The 21,020-nt window shown below is 68.8% G+C and carries 20 protein-coding genes; 4 read left to right on the top strand and 16 right to left on the bottom strand.

Annotated features, from left to right (window positions below):
* Positions 1-11: 11 nt before the first annotated feature.
* On the bottom strand, positions 12-1,175 hold the full coding sequence (locus VPA02S_RS17550; protein ID WP_062364965.1) for a CaiB/BaiF CoA transferase family protein: 1,164 nt from the start codon (positions 1,173-1,175) through the stop codon (positions 12-14).
* A gap of 122 nt (positions 1,176-1,297) precedes the next feature.
* Between VPA02S_RS17550 and VPA02S_RS17545 the strand changes: the two genes are divergently transcribed.
* Positions 1,298-2,209 (top strand): LysR substrate-binding domain-containing protein, encoded by a 912-nt coding sequence (locus VPA02S_RS17545; RefSeq protein ID WP_018904719.1) that lies wholly within the window; start codon positions 1,298-1,300, stop codon positions 2,207-2,209.
* Between the two features lie 16 nt (positions 2,210-2,225).
* Here VPA02S_RS17545 and VPA02S_RS17540 read toward each other — a convergent pair whose 3' ends face one another.
* Both VPA02S_RS17540 and VPA02S_RS17535 read right to left on the bottom strand, forming a co-directional pair.
* Positions 2,226-3,071, bottom strand: a complete 846-nt coding sequence (locus VPA02S_RS17540) for a nucleotidyl transferase AbiEii/AbiGii toxin family protein (RefSeq protein WP_062364964.1) — start codon at positions 3,069-3,071, stop codon at positions 2,226-2,228.
* A complete protein-coding gene (locus tag VPA02S_RS17535) occupies positions 3,068-3,685 on the bottom strand; it encodes a type IV toxin-antitoxin system AbiEi family antitoxin domain-containing protein (protein WP_062364963.1) in 618 nt (205 codons plus the stop codon). The genes VPA02S_RS17540 and VPA02S_RS17535 overlap by 4 nt, the downstream gene beginning before the upstream one ends.
* 122 nt (positions 3,686-3,807) lie before the next feature.
* On the opposite strand from VPA02S_RS17535, the gene VPA02S_RS17530 reads away from it, so the two are divergent.
* Entirely contained in the window at positions 3,808-4,956 is a 1,149-nt protein-coding gene (locus VPA02S_RS17530) for a hypothetical protein (RefSeq protein WP_062364962.1), read from the top strand.
* A gap of 61 nt (positions 4,957-5,017) precedes the next feature.
* On the opposite strand, the gene VPA02S_RS17525 is transcribed toward VPA02S_RS17530, so the two are convergent.
* The 3 genes from VPA02S_RS17525 to pdxR are packed head-to-tail and all read right to left on the bottom strand — an operon-like array spanning position 5,018 to position 7,611.
* Positions 5,018-5,296, bottom strand: a complete 279-nt coding sequence (locus VPA02S_RS17525; RefSeq protein WP_015865699.1) for a hypothetical protein — start codon at positions 5,294-5,296, stop codon at positions 5,018-5,020.
* A gap of 53 nt (positions 5,297-5,349) precedes the next feature.
* Complete coding sequence (locus VPA02S_RS17520; RefSeq protein ID WP_018904714.1) at positions 5,350-6,108, bottom strand: hypothetical protein; 759 nt, start codon at positions 6,106-6,108, stop codon at positions 5,350-5,352.
* Positions 6,109-6,165: 57 nt separating this feature from the next.
* Positions 6,166-7,611: a MocR-like pyridoxine biosynthesis transcription factor PdxR gene (gene pdxR / locus VPA02S_RS17515; protein ID WP_062364961.1), complete on the bottom strand. Its 1,446-nt coding sequence runs from the start codon at positions 7,609-7,611 to the stop codon at positions 6,166-6,168.
* 87 nt (positions 7,612-7,698) lie between these two features.
* Between pdxR and VPA02S_RS17510 the strand changes: the two genes are divergently transcribed.
* A complete protein-coding gene (locus VPA02S_RS17510) occupies positions 7,699-8,448 on the top strand; it encodes an NAD-dependent epimerase/dehydratase family protein (protein WP_062364960.1) in 750 nt (249 codons plus the stop codon).
* Entirely contained in the window at positions 8,445-8,984 is a 540-nt protein-coding gene (locus tag VPA02S_RS17505) for a cupin domain-containing protein (RefSeq protein WP_062364959.1), read from the top strand. Before VPA02S_RS17510 ends, VPA02S_RS17505 begins: the two co-directional genes overlap by 4 nt.
* Positions 8,985-9,012: 28 nt before the next feature.
* Here VPA02S_RS17505 and VPA02S_RS17500 read toward each other — a convergent pair whose 3' ends face one another.
* The 10 genes from VPA02S_RS17500 to VPA02S_RS17455 all read right to left on the bottom strand — a co-directional run bounded on the left by VPA02S_RS17500 (position 9,013) and on the right by VPA02S_RS17455 (position 20,592).
* On the bottom strand, positions 9,013-9,453 hold the full coding sequence (locus tag VPA02S_RS17500; RefSeq protein WP_062365392.1) for an NUDIX hydrolase: 441 nt from the start codon (positions 9,451-9,453) through the stop codon (positions 9,013-9,015).
* A 58-nt stretch (positions 9,454-9,511) separates the two neighbouring features.
* Complete coding sequence (locus VPA02S_RS17495) at positions 9,512-10,516, bottom strand: MerR family transcriptional regulator (protein WP_062364958.1); 1,005 nt, start codon at positions 10,514-10,516, stop codon at positions 9,512-9,514.
* Between the two features lie 89 nt (positions 10,517-10,605).
* Positions 10,606-12,084: an NAD-dependent succinate-semialdehyde dehydrogenase gene (locus VPA02S_RS17490; RefSeq protein WP_062364957.1), complete on the bottom strand. Its 1,479-nt coding sequence runs from the start codon at positions 12,082-12,084 to the stop codon at positions 10,606-10,608.
* A 30-nt stretch (positions 12,085-12,114) separates the two neighbouring features.
* The gene (locus VPA02S_RS17485; protein ID WP_062364956.1) at positions 12,115-13,203 is read right to left on the bottom strand and encodes a tartrate dehydrogenase; all 1,089 of its coding nucleotides are present in this window, start codon (positions 13,201-13,203) and stop codon (positions 12,115-12,117) included.
* Positions 13,200-14,864 carry an ABC transporter ATP-binding protein gene (locus VPA02S_RS17480; protein ID WP_062364955.1) on the bottom strand — a complete coding sequence of 555 codons (1,665 nt, stop codon included), beginning with the start codon at positions 14,862-14,864 and terminating at the stop codon, positions 13,200-13,202. The genes VPA02S_RS17485 and VPA02S_RS17480 overlap by 4 nt, the downstream gene beginning before the upstream one ends.
* A complete protein-coding gene (locus VPA02S_RS17475) occupies positions 14,864-15,769 on the bottom strand; it encodes an ABC transporter permease (RefSeq protein ID WP_062364954.1) in 906 nt (301 codons plus the stop codon). Before VPA02S_RS17475 ends, VPA02S_RS17480 begins: the two co-directional genes overlap by 1 nt.
* Before the next feature lie 10 nt (positions 15,770-15,779).
* Positions 15,780-16,736 carry an ABC transporter permease gene (locus VPA02S_RS17470; RefSeq protein WP_015865688.1) on the bottom strand — a complete coding sequence of 319 codons (957 nt, stop codon included), beginning with the start codon at positions 16,734-16,736 and terminating at the stop codon, positions 15,780-15,782.
* Between the two features lie 158 nt (positions 16,737-16,894).
* A complete protein-coding gene (locus VPA02S_RS17465; protein WP_062364953.1) occupies positions 16,895-18,517 on the bottom strand; it encodes an ABC transporter substrate-binding protein in 1,623 nt (540 codons plus the stop codon).
* A gap of 85 nt (positions 18,518-18,602) precedes the next feature.
* A complete protein-coding gene (locus VPA02S_RS17460; protein ID WP_062364952.1) occupies positions 18,603-19,895 on the bottom strand; it encodes an NAD(P)/FAD-dependent oxidoreductase in 1,293 nt (430 codons plus the stop codon).
* A 31-nt stretch (positions 19,896-19,926) separates the two neighbouring features.
* Complete coding sequence (locus VPA02S_RS17455; protein ID WP_062364951.1) at positions 19,927-20,592, bottom strand: haloacid dehalogenase type II; 666 nt, start codon at positions 20,590-20,592, stop codon at positions 19,927-19,929.
* Between the last annotated feature and the right edge of the window lie 428 nt (positions 20,593-21,020).

Raw genomic sequence — 21,020 nt, 5'->3', positions numbered from 1 at the left:
GCCGCGCGGGGTCAGCGCGCGGCGTTGGGCGGCTGCCCCAGGCGCTGGCGGATCGGATCGACGATGGCCGCGTTGTCGGCGCCGAGCATGGGCGGCGCCGTCACCTCGAGCGAGCGCTCGCCGTCGAAGCTCACGGGCGAGCGGATGGTGTGCCACTCGCCGCCCTCGGGGTGCGGCGCGCTCACCTGCAGCTGCAGGTGCCGCGCCTGCGGGTCTTCCATGGCTTCGCGCGTGTCGTACATGGGCGCGTGCGGCACGTCCTCGGCCTCGAGCCGCGCACACCACGTTGCGCGGGTCTGCTGGCGGAACACGTCGCCGAGCAGCGCGATCAGGTCTTCCTGGTGCGCGATGCGCGCCTCGCGCGTGGCGAAGCGCGGGTCCGCGAACAGGCGAGGGCGCTCGATGGCATTGGCCAGGCCCTGCCAGAACTTCTCGGGCGAGGACATGTGCAGCGCGATCCACAGGCCGTCCGCGCACTCCAGCACGTAGGACTGCGAGACGCTTGGCCGGCTGAACGGGCCCATGACCTCGCTCTCGGAAAAGTAGTGCGTGAAGGCGTCGAGGTTGAAGTGGCACATGGCCTCCAGCATCGACACCTCGACCGCGCGCCCGCGGCCGGTGCGGCCCCGTTCGACCAGCGCGCCGAGCACGCCGTAGGCGGCGTAGAAGCCGGTCATGGCATCGGCCAGCGCGGGGCCGACCACGCGCGGGTTGGCCGGGTTCACGAGCAGCTTGAGGAAGGCGCTGGCGGCCTGCGCCACCGTGTCGTAGGCGGGGCGCCCCGCTGCGGGGCCGGTCTGCCCGAAGCCGCTGATGGCGCAATACACGAGCCGCGGATTGAGCGCCCGCAGCCGCGACTCGCCAGCGCCCAGCCGCTCGGCCGCACCGGGGCGGAAATTCTGGATGTAGACGTCGGCGTCCTTGACGAGCTCGTCGAACACGGCCGCATCCTCGGGCAGCTTCGGGTTGAGCGTGACGCTGCGCTTGTTGCGGTTGTAGGTCTGGAAGTGCGGGCTGTAGAGGCCGCCGCGAAAGGCGCGGAACGGATCGCCCGCGCCGGGCTGCTCGATCTTGACCACCTCGGCACCCAGGTCCGCGAGGAACATGCCGGCGGCCGGTCCGGTGATGAACGTGCCTTGTTCCAGCACCTTGATGCCGCTGAGGACTTTTTGCACCGGGAGGTCTCCTGTCGTTGTTGTGGGGCCGGAGAAACTTTAGGTTGCATCCACGAATTCCGAAAATGATTGTTTTACATCGTTAGCATCGATGCCATCGATCATTGCCCCCGGGGAACGCCATGGAACTCAGGCACCTGCGCTACTTCATCGCCCTGTCGGGCTCGCTGAACTTCACGCGCGCGGCCGAGCGCCTGCATGTGACGCAGTCGACGCTGTCGCACCAGATCAAGCAGCTCGAAGAGGAGATCGGCGTTGCGCTGTTCGACCGCATCGGCAAGCGCGTGAGCCTGACCGATGCCGGCGACGAGTTCCTGCACTACTGCACCAAGGCCCTGCACGAGATCGACCTGGGGCTGGGCGCGCTGCGCCAGGACAGCTCCGAGGTGGCGGGCGAGCTGCGCGTGGGCTCCACGCACACCTTCAACCTCGGCTTCATCCCCGACTGCATCGCGAGCTTCCAGGCGCGGCATCCGCGCGTGAAGGTGGTGGTCGAGGAACTGTCGGCCGACCAGATCGCCGCGCGCCTGCAGCAGGGCACGCTGGACCTGGGCATCGCCTACCGGCCGAGCGTGCCCGGGCCGCTGCAGTTCGAGCCGCTCTACAACGAGGAGATGGTGCTGGTGGTGGCCAGGAAGCACCCGCTCGCGCGGCGCAAGCGCGTGCGCATGGTGGAGCTGCACCGCCTGCCGATGGTGCTGCTGCCGGCCAGCTTTGCCACGCGCCAGATGCTCGACGAATGCTTTCGCTCCTGCGGCGCGCAGCCCCACGTGGTGGCCGAGATCAACACGCTGGCGCCGATGATGGACCTCGTCGCCAAGACGCAGCTCGCGTCCATCGTGGCCGCGAACGTGGTCAACCCGCTCTCGGGGCTCGTGGTCATCCGGCTCGAAAGCCCCACGCCCGTGCGCACGCCCGGCATGCTGTGGTCGCCGGTGGCGCGCGATGCCGCGGCCACGCGCGCGTTCTCGACCATCGTGCGCAAGCTGGCGCTGCGCAGCAGCCTGCAGGGGGCTGGCCCGCGCGTGCGGTAGCGGCGGGGCCGGTTCTTCAGGCGGTTCCGAGCTTCTGGAATTCGCTGCGCAACAGCGCGACGACCGTGGAGAGGGCGAGGTCGCCCAACCGGTTCCTTTGGAGGAAGGCGGCCCATTGGCCTTGCTTTGCCGGATCATGCGCGAATGCATCGCTCAACCCCAAGGGCACGGTGCCGGGCACCGCCAGTTGCCGCCGCGCGAAAGTGGCATGGACAGCGCGGCGCAGCTCGGTGGCTTCCAGCGCACCCTCGGTGAGCAGCACCCAGAGATCGAAGTAGTCCTTCATGCGGGTATTACCCATGCCCAGCAGGCACACCGCATGAAACTTCTCGGCGACCACCGTGTATTTCGGATAGGCGCGCAGTTGCGGCGCGGACAGGTCTTCGAGCAGCACCGGGTAGCTCACCGGTTCGGGTGCCGGCGTGACCGCATCGCCAAAACCGATATCCACCTGCAGCGCGAGGCGCGCGCCGTCCAACTTCGCAAGCAAGTCGATCCGTACGCCGCCGTAGCCCGCCTCCTTGCGGATCACCGAGCCCCTGACCGAAGCGGTGTCGAACGCGATGCCGTCGTCCACTTCGATCTGGCAGATCTCGCGGAAAGCCGATACCGCGGTGTCGACGTCATCCGGACCAAAGCCCAGCAGATCTGCGTCGCGCGTCGGCCGATGCGGCTGGTCGTACCACAGCGAAAACAGCAGCGCACCCTTGAGCAGGTAGTTGGCTGCATGCGGCGACACCGAGAGCCGGTACAACAGCCGCTCCAGCCCGTAGCGGGTGAGCGTCAGGTTGAAGTCCTGTCTCGTGGCATCGGCTCGCTGCTTCAAGCGGGCGCGGACGGACGCTGCGAGATTGCGGCTCATGCAATGACGCTTTCCAGGTAGGGCCGCATGACATTGGCCACGCGATTCACCGTTGCGTAGTGCCAGAGCGCATCCATCGACAGCTTGCGCTGCGACCAGCCATCTCGCAGCGCTTCCAGTGCCACGTCCAGGCCGATCTTGTTGCGGTACTTGAAGCAGTCGGCCACCGTCTTGGCGGCATTGAATACCGGCACTTGCACGCCGTCGATGTCGACGAGATCGACGCCTTCAGTCAGAGCCGCCCCCGACATGCGCACCACGCGAAGCGCGGGCTGGTCCAGCCGCGGCGTGGGCGAGTGATGGGGAATCGCCATCCAGACCTCGAACGGCGCCTGGGTGCCAATGCCGTGGACGCGCAGCGCCGACAGCAGGCACACCACGCCTCGCGGCACCCGCAGCGCCGCTTCGGCCAGCGACCGGTGCTCGCTGAGCGCGCGTCCCGGAAGGCTGTAGACGCCGCGGGCAACGCGTTCGAGCCTGCCGGCAGCCACGAGCCGGCTGAGAACCACCGTCGGCAGGCCGTGCGTTGCAAGATCTCGCGCGCGCAGCAGTGGCTGACGCTCGGCGAGTGCCAGCGCGGCTTGTTCCAGGGTGGGATCGGAGTGCAGTGCCACTGCGCCAGTTTGTTGCAATTACTAGTCATTTGTCAATAAATGACTAAATATTGCACCGCGAGGGCGTGAGCACGTACTCGGTCTCGGTAGCGAAGGCGGTGCGAGGCTGGTAGAAGCACGGCATGACCGTCTCGCTCGCGGCCTCCCTCATCGAACTCGCACTCGGATCGGAACTCGGGGCGTCCGGCGATGCCGGGCGCAACCGCTGCACGCTCGAGGGCGTGACGTGGCAATCCATGCCGGACGGCGCCGTCGAGCTCCGGGTCCGGCGGTTCGAGGCCATGGCGCTGCGGCTTGCGTCGGATCCGTTCGTCCTTGAAATCGACCGCATCGACGTGCACGAACTGGTGGCCCGGCTGCGCACCGAGGCCGGCGTGCCGCGCCTGGTGTCCGTCCAGGCGGACAAGGCCGAGTGCTCGGGATTGAAGCTGCATGGCCCGCTGGTGCTGCCGCCGCAGATCCAGAAGATCCGCGAGGCGGGCCAAGGCGTGGACGCGTCGGCGGCAACACCCACCGTGGCCGGCCAGGCTGCCGCCGACGCGTGGCGCCTTGCGCCGCTCAACGAGGCCGAAGGCACCATCCGCGGCCAGATCACCGACGCGCACCTGCTGTTCGATGCCGATGTCACGGTGCCCATTCGCCACGGCCAGATCGACTTCAACGATGCGACGGTCGAACATGTCGGGCCCGACTCGCGCATGGGCGTGAGCCGGATGGGCATCTACGTCGATGCGCCCAACGGTCGCAGCTACCTGTACCAGTTCGCCGCGGCGCCGCTCGCCGGCGTGGTGTTCGAGCACCGCGGTACCTTGCTGGGCCCCTGGGTTTCCGAGCGCGGCAAGTTGCAACTGCAGGCCTTTGCCGAATCGGTGCTGCGCCAGGGCCGGCGCGGACCCGGCCAGGGCCTGACGCAACAGGCGCGCCTGCTGCTGGGCCGCACATCGCTGTCGGGCGAGCTGCGGCTTGGCGAGGGGCTCGTCGCGGTGCCGGGCCTGCAAGTGCATCTGGAAGGGCGCCATGCGATCGGGGTGCATTCCCAGTCCGTCGGCCGCGGCCTCAAGGTGGAGATGGCTTCACTCGCGGCCCGCGATGCCGCGGCGGCCTGGAAGGGCGCGCAGATGGGCTTCGACCGGGCGACGGCGAAGCTGGCGATCGAGATCCTGGTCGAAGGTCCGGCGATGCGTTTCGCGCTTCATGTCGAGAACGGCATCGCCGAGGGGCTGCGGGTCGATCTTCAGCGCAGAGGGCCGGACGGCGGCGAAGGGACCTGAGGCAAGCGCACCTCGCTGAAGCGCATCCAGGCGAAGGTCGCCCTCGGCACTTGGGCGCGCATCAAGGGGCGAAGCCGTTGAGGCGCCAGAACGCTCGCAGGATCAGAGCCTCCACCAGCCACCATTGACCGGCCAGCAGGCCGAGGGCTGTTGCTGCGACCGGCCAGGCCCTGAGGCCAGTCTGCAGGAGAAGTCTCGCCGCGAACACGGCGCTCAGGCCAGCCAGCAGCCACAGGAGCGCGTAGTACCACTCGCTCGCGGAAAGGGTCCTGTAGACCAGGAAAGCGAGGGCGGATACACAGGCAAAAGGAATCCAGGGACTGGCTTGCCGCAGGTTCATGCGTCAAGCCTGAGACCGAGCCGGGACCATCGAGGCATGCGGGAGTCCAGATCCTATTTCACGCCATTGCTCAATGCCTGAGCGGCGCTGCGCGAAAGCGACCGCAGGTGCGCATCGATCGAGGCAGCCACAGGCGCGAACTCTGCATTGCTCAGCCGCTTGAAATCGCGGGGCTCGGGAAAATTGTCGAGTTGCCGGACACGGCGCGCCTGCAGGGTCTTCATCGGCTCGTAGGCCATGAGGTCCATCGGAGGATCCATGACAAAGACCTTTGCCTCGATGGCCGGCACGGCGAAGTATCTCGTCATGCCCAACATGCTGCGCGTGAAAAGACCCGAGTTCGCCATGTAGCTTTCGGCGCAGGGGCCACCGGTGCATTCGAGCCGCGCGAGCGTTCGTTTCCCTTCGACCAGGACGACTGCCGAGATCTGCTCTTCCCGGAGCTTTCGGGCCGCCCATTCCTGCTTTGGATTCGCGCTCCATCGGTCGTCGGATGAAACGGCCAAGGCATCGATGGTGCTCGTTGCAAAGCTCGAGAGCCGCACGACCTGGAAGCCCTCCTTCTCCAAGTCTGACGCGACGATCTCGTAGGCCCTGGCGGTGGGCGTCCAGGGAAACTGATAGTTCGTGGAGAAGTTGTTGAAGACGGTGGTACCCACGTGCAGGTGCTGCGCCGGCGAAGGCATGTAGACCAGCACCCCGACCTTGGCGCCTTTCGCCAGCTTGCCTGTATGGGGCGGAACCGGTGGCGCCGTGGCAGCGCATCCGGACAGGACGATCGCAATGACAAAGGCAAGCAGTCGGCTGCGCATGGTTCTCTTCTCCTCTTTATGTATGGCTGGCACGGTGGATTGTGCGCGTGCACGGTCTCAGGGCTCGCGGCCCAAGGCCTTGTGCAGCTTCGCCGCGAGCTGCTGCGCATGCAGCGCCGAGCCAACATTGGTGAAGCCCATCAACAGCCCCTCGTCCCGGAAACCTGCCGTGCCCCGCGCGGACAGCGGCTGGCAGTTCAGTCCGGCGCGCTGCGCCCGGCGCGCCAGTTCCGCGTCGCCTTCGCGCCGCCGGTCGAAGCGCGCGATCAGGTGCATGCCGCCGGCCTGCAGGTCGATGCGCACTTCGTCACCGAAGGCCTTCTGCAGCGCGGCCGCGAGCATGTGGCGGCGGCGCGCATAGAGCAGCCGCATCTTCTTCAAGTGGCGCGAGAAGTGGCCTTCGCGCATGAAATCGGCAACCACCGCCTGCGTGATCTGAGGGCATCCGTTGGACCCGGTCCGCGCGGCCTCGTCGAAGGCGCCGCGCAGCGCGTCGGGCACCACCACGTAGCCGAGCGCCAGTCCGGGATACAGCACCTTCGAGAAGCTGCCGGCGTAGAGCACGCGGTCATGGCGGTCGAGGCTCTTGAGCGCGGGCAGGGGCGGGCCGGTGTAGCGGTATTCGCCGTCGTAGTCGTCCTCGACGATCCAGGCCTTCGCCTGCGAGGCCCAGTCGAGCAGTTGCAGCCGGCGGGCGAGCGACATCGAGACGCCGAGCGGCGCCTGGTGCGAGGGCGTGACGACGGCCATCTTCGCCTTCGCTGCCTTGCGCATGCCGCGCGCAACGACCAGGCCTTCTTCGTCGACCGGCACGGGCACCGTGCGCTGGCCGGCGCTGCGCAGCACCTCCTGCGTCGGCGGATAGCCCGGGTCTTCCACCCACACGCGCTCGTCCCTTGCGAGCAGCGCGTGCGAGATGAGCGCGAGCGATGCGCGGTAGCCGCCGGTCACGAAGACCTGTGACGGATGGCATGCGACGCCGCGCGACACCCGCAGGTAGGCGGCAATGGCGATGCGCAGCGGCGGATGGCCCGAGGGGTCGCCATAGAACATGTCGGCCGCGGCCATCGCCCTGGCGCGGCGCGACACCAGGCGCGCCCAGAGCTTGCGCGGAAAAGCATCGAGCGCCGGGATGCCCAACTGCAGGGGCGGCGGCGGCGCGGGTTCGGCCAGGTCCTGTTCCACGGCCCGCGCCTCGGCTTGCCGGGACGTGCGGCGCGCCGACCGCGGAGCGGGCAGCGAGGGCGAGACCACCGTGCCGGCCTGGCCCTGCGGCGAGAAATAGCCTTCGCCCGCGAGCTGGTTGTAGGCCGCCTCGATGGTGCCGCGCGCCACGCCCAGTTCGCTGGCCAGGCTGCGCGCCGAGGCCACGCGGCTGCCCGGGCGGAGCAGGCCCTGCTCGATGGCCGTGCGGAAGCGCTCGTAGATCTGCCGGTGCAGCGGCGTGGACGCTGCGCGGTCGAGCGCGAGGAGGGCGGCGGGCGGTTTCTTCTCCTGGATCATGGCCCATTCATTTTGACGAATCTTGGCTCTTTGGAATGGGGCATCGAAAACCTAAGCTTCGAACTGCCCATGAAAAAAGGAGATGCGATGAGCGAGAAGATATTCGTGGCGGGTGCGGCCGGGGCCATCGGCAGCGCACTCGTGCCCCTGTTGGTCGACGCGGGCTACACCGTGTACGGCAGCACGCGGCGCACCGAGCGCGCGCAGGCGCTGGAGGCGAGCGGTGCCGTGCCGGTCGTCGTCGACGTGTTCGACGCGAAGGCGCTGCGCGCGGCGCTGATGCGCATCGCACCGGCGATCGTGATCCTCCAGCTCACCGACCTGCCGCGGGATCTCGATCCCAGGCGGATGGCCGATGCCGTCCATCGCAATGCGCGCGTGCGCACCGAGGGCACGCGCAACCTCGTGGCCGCCGCGGTGGCGGCCGGCAGCCGCCGGCTGGTGGCGCAGAGCATCGCCTGGGTCTATGCGCCCGGCGCCACCCCGCATGTCGAGGAAGACCCGCTCGATCTCGCGGCCGAGGGCACGCGCGGCGTCAGCGTGGGCGGCGTGGCGGCGCTGGAGCGCAGCGTGCTGGGCACGGCGGGCCTCACGGGCACGGTGCTGCGCTACGGGCAGTTCTACGGTTCCGGCACGTCGACCGCCGAGCCCAGGGGCGCGTGTCCGGTCCACGTGGAGGCCGCGGCCTGGGCAGCGGTGCTGGCGCTGCGGCATGCACGCGGCGGTGTCTTCAACATCGCCGAGGACAACCCCGAAGTCAGCAGCGAGAAGGCCAGGCGCGAGCTGGGCTGGAGTGCATCGCTGCGGCTGCGCCAGCGGCAGGGAGTGGCCTCGTGAAGGCGGGGCGGCTTCATCGCCGGCAACTCGGCGCGGGCATTGCGGCGCTCTCGCTGGTGCTGGCCGCCGGCTGGGCGCTGACGCCGCATGGCAACCGGCAGGAGGCGGCGCAGTGGTTTGCCGACGTGTGCAGCAGCGTCGCCCGGCCGATGTTCGCGTCGGCCCCGGCGCCCGCGGGCTCGGGCGCCGATGCGAGGCCCGCGACCTCGAGCAAGGTGCTCTCGTGCGAGGCGCTGCCGAACGTGCCGGGCAAGTCGGTGACCACCGTGCTCGTGGACTTTCCGCCGCTGGCCTATTCGCCGGCCCATCGGCATCCGGGCTCGGTGACCGCGATCATCCTCGAAGGCACCATCCGCTCGCAGCTCGGCGGCGGTCCGGTGGGCACCTACAAGAGCGGCGAGACCTTCTTCGAGCCGCCGCGCACGCTGCATCTCTTTGCGGAGAACCCCGATCCGGTGCGCCCTGCAAAGCTGCTGGCGGTGTTCGTGGCCGACGAGAACTGCGGGCCGCTGGTGCTGCCGCCGGATGCCGATTGAGCGAAGGCCCGTCGAGATACAAGCGGCCTCAGGTGTCCCTCGTCGTTCCGAAGCCGGGCAGCGTCCGAAGCACCGCCCTCATCGACTTGGCGGCAAGCACCGGTATGTCTGCGGTGTCCACCCACTTGAACTGGTCCACCTCGGGCGTCATCACGCCTGAAGCGTGATGAGGAAAGAAGCTCGTGCACTTGCACGCCGCAATGTCGCAGTCGCGCGTGTGCACGAAGGCACGGAACAGGTGCAGGTCCTTGGCCGGGCGGTAAGGCATGCGCCCGAGCTCTTCCATCGAATCCGCGGCCAGCTCGATGCCCGTCTCTTCCCGAACCTCGCGGATGGCCGCTTCGCACGCGGACTCGCCTGCTTCTGCGCCGCCCTTGGGGATGTCCCAGTGCTTCTGGCCCGTCGCGTGCGCCATGAGAAGCTGGTTCTGCTCGTTGACGATGAGCACGCCATAGGAGGTGGTTGGCATGATCGAACGATTGTCGCCATGCCGCTGCAACGCTGCAACAACGTCGCTCGAGCTGCGCTCAGGCCGCCTGCCGCCACGCGACAACCCCCGCCGTTCGCGCCCGCACCTCCGGCGTCGCCAGGCAGGTGGCGACGGCCTCGTAGCCCGGCGCGCCGGGGCAGGGTGCGACCAGGGTCGGCGGGCTGTGGTTTGCGGGGCACAGGATGATCGCCTCGTCCGGCCCGACGGCGGCCAGGTCGAGGATTGCGCAGGAGCGCGTGAGCATGAAGATCGGCCGCGCGTTGGGTCCGCGGCGGCGCAGCCGGGCGATCAGCGCCTGCTGGGTGGCCTGGTCCAGGCCGTGTTCGATCAGGTCCACGACCACGGCATCGGGCCCTTCCGCTTCCAGCCCGGCCAGAAGTGCAATCAGCGCGTCCGATGGCGTTGCGCCGTCCTCCACGAGCCAGGCCAGCGCGTGGCCGGCCCGAGGCTCGCGCGCAGCGGCGCCGCTCTCCGCCTGCCGGTCCAGCCCGAGCCAGGCCGCATTGGGCAGCACCTCGGCAATGCGCTGCGCCAGCCGGGTCTTGCCGCTGCCGAGCGGCCCGACGATGTAGTTGAGTGGCCGGATGTCCCGAAGCTCGAAGCGCTCCCCGCCCCAGGGCCATGGCAGGTCGAAGGCCAGGCGCACTTCGCCGGCGGGCGCGAGCAGGCCCGCGAGTTCGCCGATGCTTGGCGTCCGGCCTTGTGCAACATCGCTTCGCAAACCGCGGACCTTCTCGACGGTGTGCATGAGCTGGCGAAGCTGCGCCTCCAGGGCCCCTTGGTGCGCGGACAATGCCTGCTCCAGGCCTTCGGGGTTGCCCGCGAGCACCCGTGCCACCTGGGCCAGGCTGAAGCCGAGCGCGCGAAGCGCGACGATCTCGCCGGCGCGCGCCATCTCCGCCGGGCCGTAGGCCCGCCATCCCGCCGCGGTCCGGCCGGGCTCGACCAGGCCGCGCTGCTCGTACAGCCGCAGGGCCTTGGCCGAGACGCCGAGCCGCCTCGCGGCTTCGGAGGGGTTCAGGTGCGGGGCGGGAGATCGCATGAAGTGTTCCTTTCGATGGATCTTCCCCTTTTAAAGGGTGCCCCTGGGGCCGGGTCAAGACGGAATGCCGAAAAGGCGCGATTGCCGCCTCAAAGCCCGCCCTGGCACAGGTACTTGGTGTGCATGTAATCGTCGAGTCCGTGCACCGAGCCTTCGCGCCCGTAGCCCGACTCCTTCACGCCGCCGAAGGGCGCGGCCTCGGCGGCCAGCGCGCCTTCGTTGATGCCGACAATGCCGGATTCGAGCGCCTCGGCCACGCGCCAGATGCGGCGCACGTCGGTCGAGTAGAAGTAGGCGGCCAGGCCGAAGGGCGTGTCGTTGGCGGCCGCGATCACCTCGGCCTCGGTCTCGAAGCGTGTGACCGGCACGACGGGTCCGAAAGTCTCTTCGCAGCTGCAATCCATGCCCGCATCGGCGTTCACGAGCACGGTCGGCGCGTAGTAGTTGGGGCCGTCGCAGCGCGCGGAGCGCAGCCGTTCGCCGCCCACCACGATGCGCGCGCCGCGGGCCACGGCGTCGCGCACGTGGCGCTCGATCTTGTCGACCGCACGTGCGTTGATCATCGGGCCGATCTGCGAGTCGGGCTCCGTCGCCGGGCCGACCTTGAGTGCGCCGACGCGCGCGGCCAGCTTGTCGACGAAGGCGTCGTGCACCCTGGCCTGCACGAACACGCGGTTCGGGCACACGCAGGTCTGGCCGCCATTGCGGAACTTGGCGGCCATCAGGCCTTCGACCGCGGCATCGACGTCGGCATCCTCGAACACGATGAACGGCGCATTGCCGCCGAGCTCGAGCGACAGCTTCTTGAGCGTGTCGGCCGAGGCGCGCGCCAGGTGCTTGCCGACCGGCGTGGAGCCGGTAAAACTGATCTTGCGCACCCGCGCATCGGCCAGCCACACGTCGACCACCTCGGGCGTGCGCTCGCGCGAAGCCGTCACGATGTTGAGCACGCCTGCAGGCACGCCGGCCTCCTGCGCGAGCCTGACCAGCGCGAGCGAGGTCAGCGGCGTGTCCTCGGCCGGCTTGCACACCACGGTGCAGCCCGCGGCCAGCGCGGGCGCGATCTTGCGCGCGATCATCGCGGCCGGAAAGTTCCACGGCGTGATCGCGGCGACCACACCGACCGGCTCCTTCAGCGCGAGCATGCGGCGGCCCGTGACGGGTGCGGGAATCACGTCGCCGTTGGCGCGCGTGGCTTCTTCGCCGAACCATTCGACGTAGCTCGCTGCATAGGCCACTTCACCACGGCCTTCGGCCAGCGGCTTGCCCTGCTCGCGCGAGATGAGGCGGCCCAGGTCTTCCTGGTGCGCGAGCATCAGGTCGTTCCAGCGCTTGAGGATCTGCGCGCGCTGCTTGGCCGGCACGGCGCGCCAGGCGGGGAAGGCGGCATGCGCGGCATTCACCGCGGCGCGCGCATCGGCGGCGGTGCCGTCGGGAACGCTCGCGAAGACGCCATCGGTGGCGGGGTCGGTCACGTCGAGGCGGCGGCCGTCGCTGGCTTCGCGCCACTCGGCGCCGATGAGCTGTTGGCCGGGCAGCAGGTCCTGGCGTGCAAGTGTCAGTGTCATGGTCGAAAAGGTCCTGGATGAATGGAGAGGTCAGGCGGCGGCCACGCGCTCGGCAATGGCTGTTCCAACTTCGGTGGTCGAGGCGGTGCCGCCCAGGTCGCGCGTGCGCGGGCCGTCGCGCAGCACCGCTTCGATCGCGCCGAGGATCGCGTCATGCGCGGCGCGGCCCGCACCCTGGCCCTGCGTGAGGAAGTCCAGCATCAGCGCGCCCGACCAGATCATCGCGATCGGGTTCGCGATGTTCTGGCCATAGATGTCGGGCGCCGAGCCGTGCACCGGCTCGAACAGCGATGGAAACTTGCGCTCCGGGTTGAGGTTGGCCGAGGGCGCGAGGCCGATGGTGCCGGTGGTGGCCGGGCCCAGGTCGGAGAGGATGTCGCCGAACAGGTTGCTCGCCACCACCACGTCGAAGCGCGTGGGCTGCAGCACGAAGCGCGCCGACAGGATGTCGATGTGCTGCTTGTCGATGGTCACGTCCGGATAGTCGCGGCCGACGGCGTCGGCGCGGCCGTCCCACCACGGCATGCTGATCGCGATGCCGTTGCTCTTGGTGGCCACGGTGAGGTGCTTGCGCTTGCGCGACTGGGCGAGCTCATAGGCGTACTTCAGCACGCGGTCGGTGCCGTGGCGCGAGAACACCGATTCCTGGATCACGATCTCGCGCTCGGTGCCTTCGTACATCACGCCGCCGAGCGAGGTGTATTCGCCTTCGGTGTTCTCGCGCACCACCAGGTAGTCGATGTCGCCGGGCTTGCGGCCGGCCAGCGGGCAGGGCACGCCTTCGAACAGGCGCACCGGGCGCAGGTTGATGTACTGGTCGAACTCGCGGCGGAACTTCAGCAGCGATCCCCAGAGCGAGACATGGTCGGGCACCGTATCGGGCCAGCCGACGGCGCCGAAGTAGAGCGCGTCCACGCCTCGCAGCTGTTCCTTCCAGTCGTCCGGCATCATCTGGCCGTGCTGTGCGTAGTAGTCGCAGCTGGCCCATTCGATGGTGCGGCAGTCGAGCTCGAAGCCGAAGCGCTCGGCCGCGGCCAGCACCACGCGCAGGCCCTCGGGCATCACTTCCTTGCCGATGCCGTCGCCGGCGATCAGCGCAATGCGGAATGTGGGGGTCATGCGAGTGCTTCCCTGGTTGATGGCGTGGCTGCTGCTGCTGCTGCTGCTGCTGCTGCGTGGTCCATGTCGTCGAGCCAGCCCTGGCGCAGCTCGGGCACGGAACGCGCCAGCAGTTCGTAGTAGGGATGGTGCGGCCCGCGCTCGTAGTCGGCACGCGCCACCTGCGAGAGCTTGCGGCCGTGCTGCATCACCACGATCTCGTCGCACACCGAGCGCACCGTGTGCAGGTCGTGGCTGATGAAGAGATAGGACACGCCGAGCTCGCGCCGCAGCTCGGCCATGAGGTCGAGCACCGCCGCGGCCACCACGGTGTCCAGCGCCGAGGTCACTTCGTCGCACAGGATGAGGTCGGGTTCGGCCGCCAGTGCGCGCGCCAGGTTCACGCGCTGCTTCTGCCCGCCCGAGAGCCCGCCCGGCAGGCGGTCGGCCACCGTGCGCGGCAGCTTCACGAGATCGAGCAGCTCGAAGATGCGCTGCTTGAGCGGCTCGCCGCGCAGGCCCTTGTAGAACTGCAGCGGCCGCGCGAGGATGCGCCAGATGGTCTGCGAAGGGTTGAGCGCCGTGTCGGCCATCTGGAACACGATCTGGATGCGGCGCAACTGCTCGCGATCGCGCTGCTGCAGCGTGGGCGCGAGCGCGTGGCCGTCGAAGGTGACGCTGCCATGGCAGGGCGCCAGAAGCCCGGCAACGGCCCGTGCCAGCGTGGTCTTGCCCGAGCCCGATTCGCCGATCACGCCAATGGCCTGGCCGCGATAGAGCTTCAGGTTGATGTCCTCCAGGATGATCTTGGCCGGCTGGCCCTTGGCGTCCACCGCGCCGTAGCCGCATGAAAGCTGGTCCACATGAAGCAGCAGCGCGGAATCGCCCGAGGCCTGGCCGGAGGCGCGCACCGCGGGCCGCGCGGCCGCCAGCAGGCACTTGGTGTAGTCGTCGGCCGGGGCGCAAAGGATCTGCCCGGTGGCGTTGAGCTCGCTCATCCGGCCATTGCGCAGCACCAGGATGTGGTCGGCCATCTGCGCCACCACGGCCAGGTCGTGGCTCACGTACACGGCGGTGGCGCGGCGCTCGCGCACCACGCGGCGGAAGGCGCGCAGCACCTCGATCTGCGTGGTCACGTCGAGCGCGGTGGTCGGCTCGTCGAGGATCACCAGCTCGGGATCGCCGATCAGCGCCATGGCCGCCATCAGCCGCTGCAACTGGCCGCCGGAGACCTGGTGCGGATAGCGCGCGCCGATGTTCTCCGGGTCGGGCAGCGCCAGCTCGCGGAACAGCTGCACCGCCTTGGCCTCGGCCTCGGCCCGCTTGCACAGGCCGTGGATGACGGTGGGCTCGACCACCTGGTCCATGATCGTGCGCGAAGGATTGAAGGAGGCGGCCGCGCTCTGCGCAATGTAGGAAACCGTGCGGCCGCGCAGCCCGCGCTGCCGCGCCGCATCGAGCGCCAGCACGTCGGTGTCGCCGATCTGCACCCGGCCGGCCGAGATGCGGCAGCCGCTGCGTGCATAGCCCATCAGCGCGAGCGCGGTGGTGGTCTTGCCCGAGCCCGATTCGCCGATCAGTGCCAGCACTTCGCCGGGCTGCACCGAGAAGCTCAGGTTGTCGACCAGCGTGCTTTCGCCGGCCACGATGCTGAGGCACTGGACAGTGAGTGGTGCGCCCATCAGCGTGCTCCTCGTTCCCGGGCCGCACGGCCGGGCAGGTTGTCGATGACGAGATTGACCGCGATGGTCAGGCTCGCAATGGCCAGCGCCGGCACGATCACCGAGGCGCCGCCCATGGCCAGCGCCCCGATGTTCTCGCGCACCAGCGAGCCCCAGTCGGCCGCCGGCGGCTGGATGCCCAGGCCCAGGAAGCTCAGGCTCGCCAGCAGCAGCACGACGTAGACGAAGCGCAGGCCCAGGTCGGCCAGCATCGGGCCCAGGATGTTGGGCAGGATCTCGCGCAGCATGATGTAGAGCGTGCCTTCGCCGCGCGTGCGCGCCACGGTCACGTAGTCGAGCGCGTTGATGTTGACGGCCAGCGAGCGCGCCATGCGGTAGGCGCCCGGCACGTAGATGATGGCCGCCGTGACCACCAGCATCGGCACCGAGGAGCCGAAGCCCGCCACCATGATGAGGGCGAACATCTTGCTCGGGATGGCGGTGAGCGTGTCCAGGCCGCGGCTGAGCACCGCGTCGATCCAGCGGCCGCTGGCGGCGGCCAGCAGCGCCAGCACGGTGCCGGTGCCGCTGGCCAGCAGCGTGGCCAGCAGCGCAACGCCGATCGTGTAGCGCGCGCCTTCGATGATCAGCGCCAGCATGTCGCGGCCGAGGTAGTCGGTGCCCAGCCAGTGCGCCGCGCTGATCGGCTCGAAGACGTTCGAGGTGCCCATGGCTGCCGCGCTGTGCGACAGCAGCCAGGGTCCGAGCAGCGCCGCGAGCAGCCAGAACAGCAGCACCGCGAGGCCCAGCAGCCCGGAGGCGCCAAAGCCGGCGAGCCAGCGCAGCGGACCGGCCTGTCGCTCTTGCGGCACCGGCGCCAGCAAGGCCGTGGTGCTCGCGACCGTTGAAGTGGTGGACGTTTCCATGGCGCTTCCTTCAGCGGTGCCGCAGCCGCGGGTTGGCAAGAATGCCGAAGATGTCGGCCGTCGTCACCAGGATCAGGTAGGCGCAGCAGAAGATCATGGCGCAGGTCTGCACCAGCGGCATGTCGCGCTGCGACACGCCGTCGACCATCAGCTTGGCGATGCCCGGATAGTTGAAGATGGTCTCGACGATGATCACGCCGCCCAGCAGGTACGACAGGCTCAGCGCCACCGCGTTGGCGATCGGTCCCACCGCATTGGGCAGCGCATGCGCGAGCACCATGCGCATCGGCGAGGCGCCCTTGAGCCGCACCATCTCGATGTAGGGCGCCTCGAGCTGGTCGATCACCGCGGCGCGCGTCATGCGCATCATCTGCGCGACGATCACGCAGCACAGCACCAGCACCGGCATGGCGAAGGCGCGCAGCAGTTGGCCCAGCGATTCGATGTCGTTGACGAAGGACAGCGCCGGCAGCCAGTGCAGCTGCACCGCGAACACCAGCACCGCCAGCGTCGCGACCAGGAACTCCGGCACCGACACCACGCCCACCGCCGCCGTCGAGGCCGCGCGGTCGAACCACGAGCCGCGCCACACGGCCGAGGCGATGCCCAGCGCCAGCGCGATCGGCACCGAGAAGAGGGCCGTGACTGCGGCCAGCAGCAGCGAGTTGGGCAGGCGGCTCGCCACCAGCTCGGACACCGGCATCTGCGTGGTCGCAGAGCGGCCGAGGTCGCCCTTCGCCATGCCGAGCAGCCACTTGGCATAGCGCGCGGGCGCCGGCACGTCCAGGCCCATCTGCGCGCGCAGCGCGGCCACCGCCTCGGGCGTGGCGTCCTGGCCGAGCTGCTCCTGCGCGGCGTCGCCCGGTAGCACCGCGGTGATCGAGAACACGACCACCGAGACCGCCAGCAGCGACACGAGCGCCAGCGCGATGCGCTGGCCGAGGAGTTTGAGAATGACGTGATTCATATCAGTGACTTCCCTGCGTTATGCGCTTCACGCCCACCGCGGCCGGCGAAGCCAGGCCCGTTCGGGGAACACCGCGGAACCGGCTTTGCCGGGCCGCTGGTGTTGCCCCCGGTGAGGGGGTTGGCGGCTACACGAAGTGAGCAAGACTGGGGGAGAGCTCATGTTTCTAGCCAGACGTTCTCGGCAAAGTTGTAGCCCATGAGGCCGCCCAGCGGGATGGGCGACAGGCCCTTGAGCTTGGAGCTGTGGCCGTCGAGGCTCGAGAGGAACAGCGGAATGCCGATGCCGGCGTCCTGGTGGATCATGGTCTGCATGTCGGCATACATCTGCTTGCGCTTGGCCAGGTCGGTTTCGGCGCGCGAGGCCACGAGCAGCTGGTCGAACTTCTCGCTCTTCCAGCGCGACTCGTTCCATGCCGCACCCGACTGGAAGAACTGCGTCAGCAGCACGTCGGCGCTCGGGCGCGGATTGACGTTGCCGAAGCCGACGTGGCTGTTGAGCCAGTGGTTCGACCAGTAGCCGTCGGCCGGCATGCGCTTGATATCCAGCTCCAGCCCCGCGCGCTGCGCCGTCTGCTGCAGCAGCAGGGACATCTCCACCGAATAGAGCGCCGCGGGCGACGCCACCATCGGCACCTTGCCCGTGATGCCGGACTTCTGCAGGTGGAACTTCGCCTTGTCCAGGTCGAAGGCGCGCTGCGGCAGGCCGGCAAAGTAGAAGCGGTTGGTCGGGTCGACGGGCTGGTCGTTGGCCACCACCGCGTAATCGAGCGCAATGGTCTTCTTCATCTGCTCGCGGTCGAACAGGTGCTTCATGGCGAGCACGAAGTCGGGGTTGGCGCCGGGGCCCACGTCCTTGCGCATGATGAGGTCGGAGTACTGGCCCGACTGCGTCACGAAGATGCCGAAGCCGGGCGTTCCCTTCACGCGCTCCACCGAGCGCGGATTGACCGAGCCGACCAGGTCCATGCCGCCCGAGAGCAGCGCGTTGACGCGCGCGCTCTCGTCGCCGATGCCCACGAACTCGATCTCGTCGAGGTAGGGCTTGCCGGGCTTCCAGTAGGTGTCATTGCGCACCATCAGCGAGCGCACGCCGGGCTTGAACTCCTTGAGCTTGTAGGGTCCGGTGCCGATGCCGGCGTTGAAGTCGGTGGTGCCTTCCTTGACGATGTGGAAGTGGAAGGTGCCCAGGATCACCGGCAGGTCGGCGTTCGGTGCGCTGAGCACGAAGGTCACTTCGTTCGGGCCGGTGGCCTTGGCGCTCTCGATCTGGTCGGCCAGGATCTTGGCCTTGGAGGCGGTGGCCGGGTCCTTGTGGCGCATCACCGAGAACACCACGTCGGCGGGCGCGAGCGCCTTGCCGTCGTGGAAGCTCACGCCCTTGCGCAAGGTGAAGACCCAGGTCTTGGCGTCCCTGGTGGTGAAGGATTCGGCCAGCGCGGGCTGCGGCGTGAGGCTGCCGTCCAGCGTGGTCAGGCCGTTGTAGATCATGTTGCAGCGCGAGTAGTCGGTCTGGTTCGACTGCTTGGCCGGATCGAGCGTGTCGGTGGCGGCGGCCGTGGCGCCTGCCACGCGCAGCCGGCCGCCCTTGCGCGGCGTCTGCGCATGGGCGCTCATCGCCACGCTTGCAAGGCTGCCCGCCAGGGTGGCCTGCATGCCGCCGGCCATCAGCATCGTGAGGATGTCGCGCCGCGATGCGCCGCGCTTGAGCGAATCCATCACGCGAAGGCTTTCGCCGGGACCGACGAGGTTTTCGAACCTCTTGTTGCTGCTGTCGCTCATGGTGGGGTACTCCTGTGGGGCCGGTGACGGATGAGGGTTGAAGAACAAACAAACACGGAACGAAAACGGTGCACGCGCGGGGCGCTCAGGCCAGCTTGTCCTTGAGCGAGTAGTAGAGGCCCATGGCAGGCAGGAACCAGGGCGGGCCGAAGTGGCCGGGAATGGCGGGCCAGCCGCGGTCCTGCCAGGGGTTGGCGGCGGCGTTGCCGTCCATCACGGCGGCCATGCGCTCGCCCATGTGGACCGACATCTGCGTGCCGTGGCCGCTGTAGCCCATCGCGTAGTAGAGGCCGTCGCGCTCGCCGGCATGGGGCAGGCGGTCCTGCGTCATGTCGACCAGTCCGCCCCAGCAATAATCGAGCCGCACGGCGCCGAGCTGCGGAAAGGTTTCGGCGAGCCCGGCGCGCAGGATCTCTCCGCTCGCGGCATCGGCCTGCGGGCTGGAGACCGAGAAGCGCGCGCGCCCGCCGAACACCAGCCGGTGGTCGGCCGTGAGGCGGAAGTAATGGTGGATGTTGGCCACCGTCGTGTAGGTGCGCCGCGCCGCGAGCAGCGCCTGCGCGCGCTCGGCGCCGAGCGGTTCGGTCACCACGATGAAGCTGCCGATCGGCACGATGCGCCGGCGCAGCCAGCCGAAGCTGCCGTAGCCGCCATGCCGCGTGGCGCCGGTGGCCAGCAGCACCTGCTGCGCGGTGACGATGCCGCCGGCCGTGTGCAGCCGGTGCGCGTGGCCGGCGCCCAGGCGCTCGATGCGGTCGACGGCCGTGCCGGTGTGGATCTGCGCGCCATGGCGCTCTGCGGCCTCGGCCAAGCCGTGGGCGAAGCGGCCCATGTGCATCTGGCCGCTGCGCTTGTAGAGCAGGCCGCCGTGGAAGCGCTCGCTTTGCACCTCGCTGCGCACTTGCGCTGCGTCGAGGATTTCGACGTCGGTGTCCACGCCGTCGCCGAGCAGGCGCTCGGCGCTGCGTTCGAGCGCGGCCATCTGGTTGGCACGCGTGGCGAGCTTGAGCTTGCCGTGGCGCATGAAGTCGCAGTCGATCGCCTCGTCGCGCACCAGCCGCGCCACGGTGTCGACCGCGTCGTCGTAGGCGCGGTACCAGGCGCGGGCCTTGTCGATGCCGACCTTGGCGGCCACATCGGCATAGTCCACCGCGAGCCCGTTGTTCACATGCCCGCCGTTGCGCCCCGACGCCTCGGCCGCCACGCGGCTGCCGGCCTCCAGCACCGCGACGCGGGCGCCGCGCCTGGCCAGCGCCAGCGCCGCCGACAGGCCCGTGAAGCCGCCGCCGACGATCGCGACGTCGACCTGCGCCGGCAGTGCATGCACTGCGGGAACGAAGGCCGGCGCGGAATCGGTCCAATAGGAGTCGAGCTTCATGGCGTGGGGCCTGTGCTGGAAGAAAAAAGGATCAGAGGCCGACGACACCCGGCAGGCCGCCGATGTCCTGGATCTCGGTGTAGCGGTAGGCGGGGTTGCCCGGGCCGTGGCCGCGGTTGACGAACACCTTGTTGACAATGCCGATGTCGTCGGCCGACATCAGGTCGTAGCGCAGGCTCGACGACACATGCAACACGTCTTCCGGGTTGCAGCCGAGCGAATCGAGCATGTATTCGAAGGCCTGCAGCCGCGGCTTGTAGGCCTGGGCCTGCTGCGCGGTGTAGACGCGGTGGAAGGGCGCGCCGAGCATCGCCACGTTCTTCTGGATCTGGTCGTCCGAGGCGTTCGAGAGGATGACCAGCGGGATTTCCTTGGCCACCGTGGCCAGGCCCGCGGCCACGTCGTCATGCGGGCCCCAGGTGGGCACGGCGTCGTAGTACGCCTGGCCGTCGCTGTCGAGGTACTGGATCTTCCATTTCCTGCACAGGCGTCGCACCGCGTTCTTCAGCACCACCTCGTAGGGCTGCCAGGCGCCCAGCACTTCGTCGAAGCGGTAGGCGGTGAAGTCGGTGACGAACTGCGCCATCTGCTCGGGCCGGATGCGGTCGGCGAAGAGGTCGGTGGTCAGCTCCTTCATGCGGAACCGGGTGAGGGTGCCGTAGCAGTCGAAGGTCACGTACTTGGGGCGGAAGGTCATGGTCTCGAATCCTCTGTGAAGGGTGGCAAATGCGACAAACTCATTACGAAGCGATTGCAGCACGCCATTGCTCGGTGCATGTAGGGAAAAACGGCGCCTGGCGAAACGAAGCTGCGGTTTGCGGGGGCGCCGACGGCATGCCGTGCGGCGTGCCCTGCGTGCGTGCAGCCATGCACCTTGGTGCGCCGCGGCAAGGCCGAAGAGCACGCTTTTGAAGCGCAGCCTGGCGTCGGCCAACTGGCGTTCCAGGTCCGTGCCGATGGGTGTTTCGCGGATCGAAGGCTTGCATGGCGGGGATCGTGGAAAGTGGCGGTCGATCCTAGGCAGGTTGGCACAGCATTTGTGTGCGTATGCGGCCGCACCGCCGCAGCGAATTGCGAAACCGGGGTGTGCTGCAACCGAAGCTTGCAAGTTGCGAAAGAGGCCCT

This window comes from Variovorax paradoxus NBRC 15149, assembly GCF_001591365.1.
GTDB classification, from domain to species: domain Bacteria; phylum Pseudomonadota; class Gammaproteobacteria; order Burkholderiales; family Burkholderiaceae_C; genus Variovorax; species Variovorax paradoxus.
This window is presented reverse-complemented; position numbering and strand designations above follow the sequence as displayed.

Coding starts and splice junctions, on each gene's coding strand:
- VPA02S_RS17545 (WP_018904719.1), top strand. CDS start 1,298: ATGGAACTCAGGCACCTGCGCTACTTCATCGCCCTGTCGGGCTCGCTG.
- VPA02S_RS17540 (WP_062364964.1), bottom strand. CDS start 3,071: ATGAGCCGCAATCTCGCAGCGTCCGTCCGCGCCCGCTTGAAGCAGCGA.
- VPA02S_RS17530 (WP_062364962.1), top strand. CDS start 3,808: ATGACCGTCTCGCTCGCGGCCTCCCTCATCGAACTCGCACTCGGATCG.
- VPA02S_RS17525 (WP_015865699.1), bottom strand. CDS start 5,296: ATGAACCTGCGGCAAGCCAGTCCCTGGATTCCTTTTGCCTGTGTATCC.
- VPA02S_RS17520 (WP_018904714.1), bottom strand. CDS start 6,108: ATGCGCAGCCGACTGCTTGCCTTTGTCATTGCGATCGTCCTGTCCGGA.
- pdxR (WP_062364961.1), bottom strand. CDS start 7,611: ATGATCCAGGAGAAGAAACCGCCCGCCGCCCTCCTCGCGCTCGACCGC.
- VPA02S_RS17510 (WP_062364960.1), top strand. CDS start 7,699: ATGAGCGAGAAGATATTCGTGGCGGGTGCGGCCGGGGCCATCGGCAGC.
- VPA02S_RS17500 (WP_062365392.1), bottom strand. CDS start 9,453: ATGCCAACCACCTCCTATGGCGTGCTCATCGTCAACGAGCAGAACCAG.
- VPA02S_RS17495 (WP_062364958.1), bottom strand. CDS start 10,516: ATGCGATCTCCCGCCCCGCACCTGAACCCCTCCGAAGCCGCGAGGCGG.
- VPA02S_RS17490 (WP_062364957.1), bottom strand. CDS start 12,084: ATGACACTGACACTTGCACGCCAGGACCTGCTGCCCGGCCAACAGCTC.
- VPA02S_RS17485 (WP_062364956.1), bottom strand. CDS start 13,203: ATGACCCCCACATTCCGCATTGCGCTGATCGCCGGCGACGGCATCGGC.
- VPA02S_RS17480 (WP_062364955.1), bottom strand. CDS start 14,864: ATGGGCGCACCACTCACTGTCCAGTGCCTCAGCATCGTGGCCGGCGAA.
- VPA02S_RS17475 (WP_062364954.1), bottom strand. CDS start 15,769: ATGGAAACGTCCACCACTTCAACGGTCGCGAGCACCACGGCCTTGCTG.
- VPA02S_RS17470 (WP_015865688.1), bottom strand. CDS start 16,736: ATGAATCACGTCATTCTCAAACTCCTCGGCCAGCGCATCGCGCTGGCG.
- VPA02S_RS17465 (WP_062364953.1), bottom strand. CDS start 18,517: ATGAGCGACAGCAGCAACAAGAGGTTCGAAAACCTCGTCGGTCCCGGC.
- VPA02S_RS17460 (WP_062364952.1), bottom strand. CDS start 19,895: ATGAAGCTCGACTCCTATTGGACCGATTCCGCGCCGGCCTTCGTTCCC.
- VPA02S_RS17455 (WP_062364951.1), bottom strand. CDS start 20,592: ATGACCTTCCGCCCCAAGTACGTGACCTTCGACTGCTACGGCACCCTC.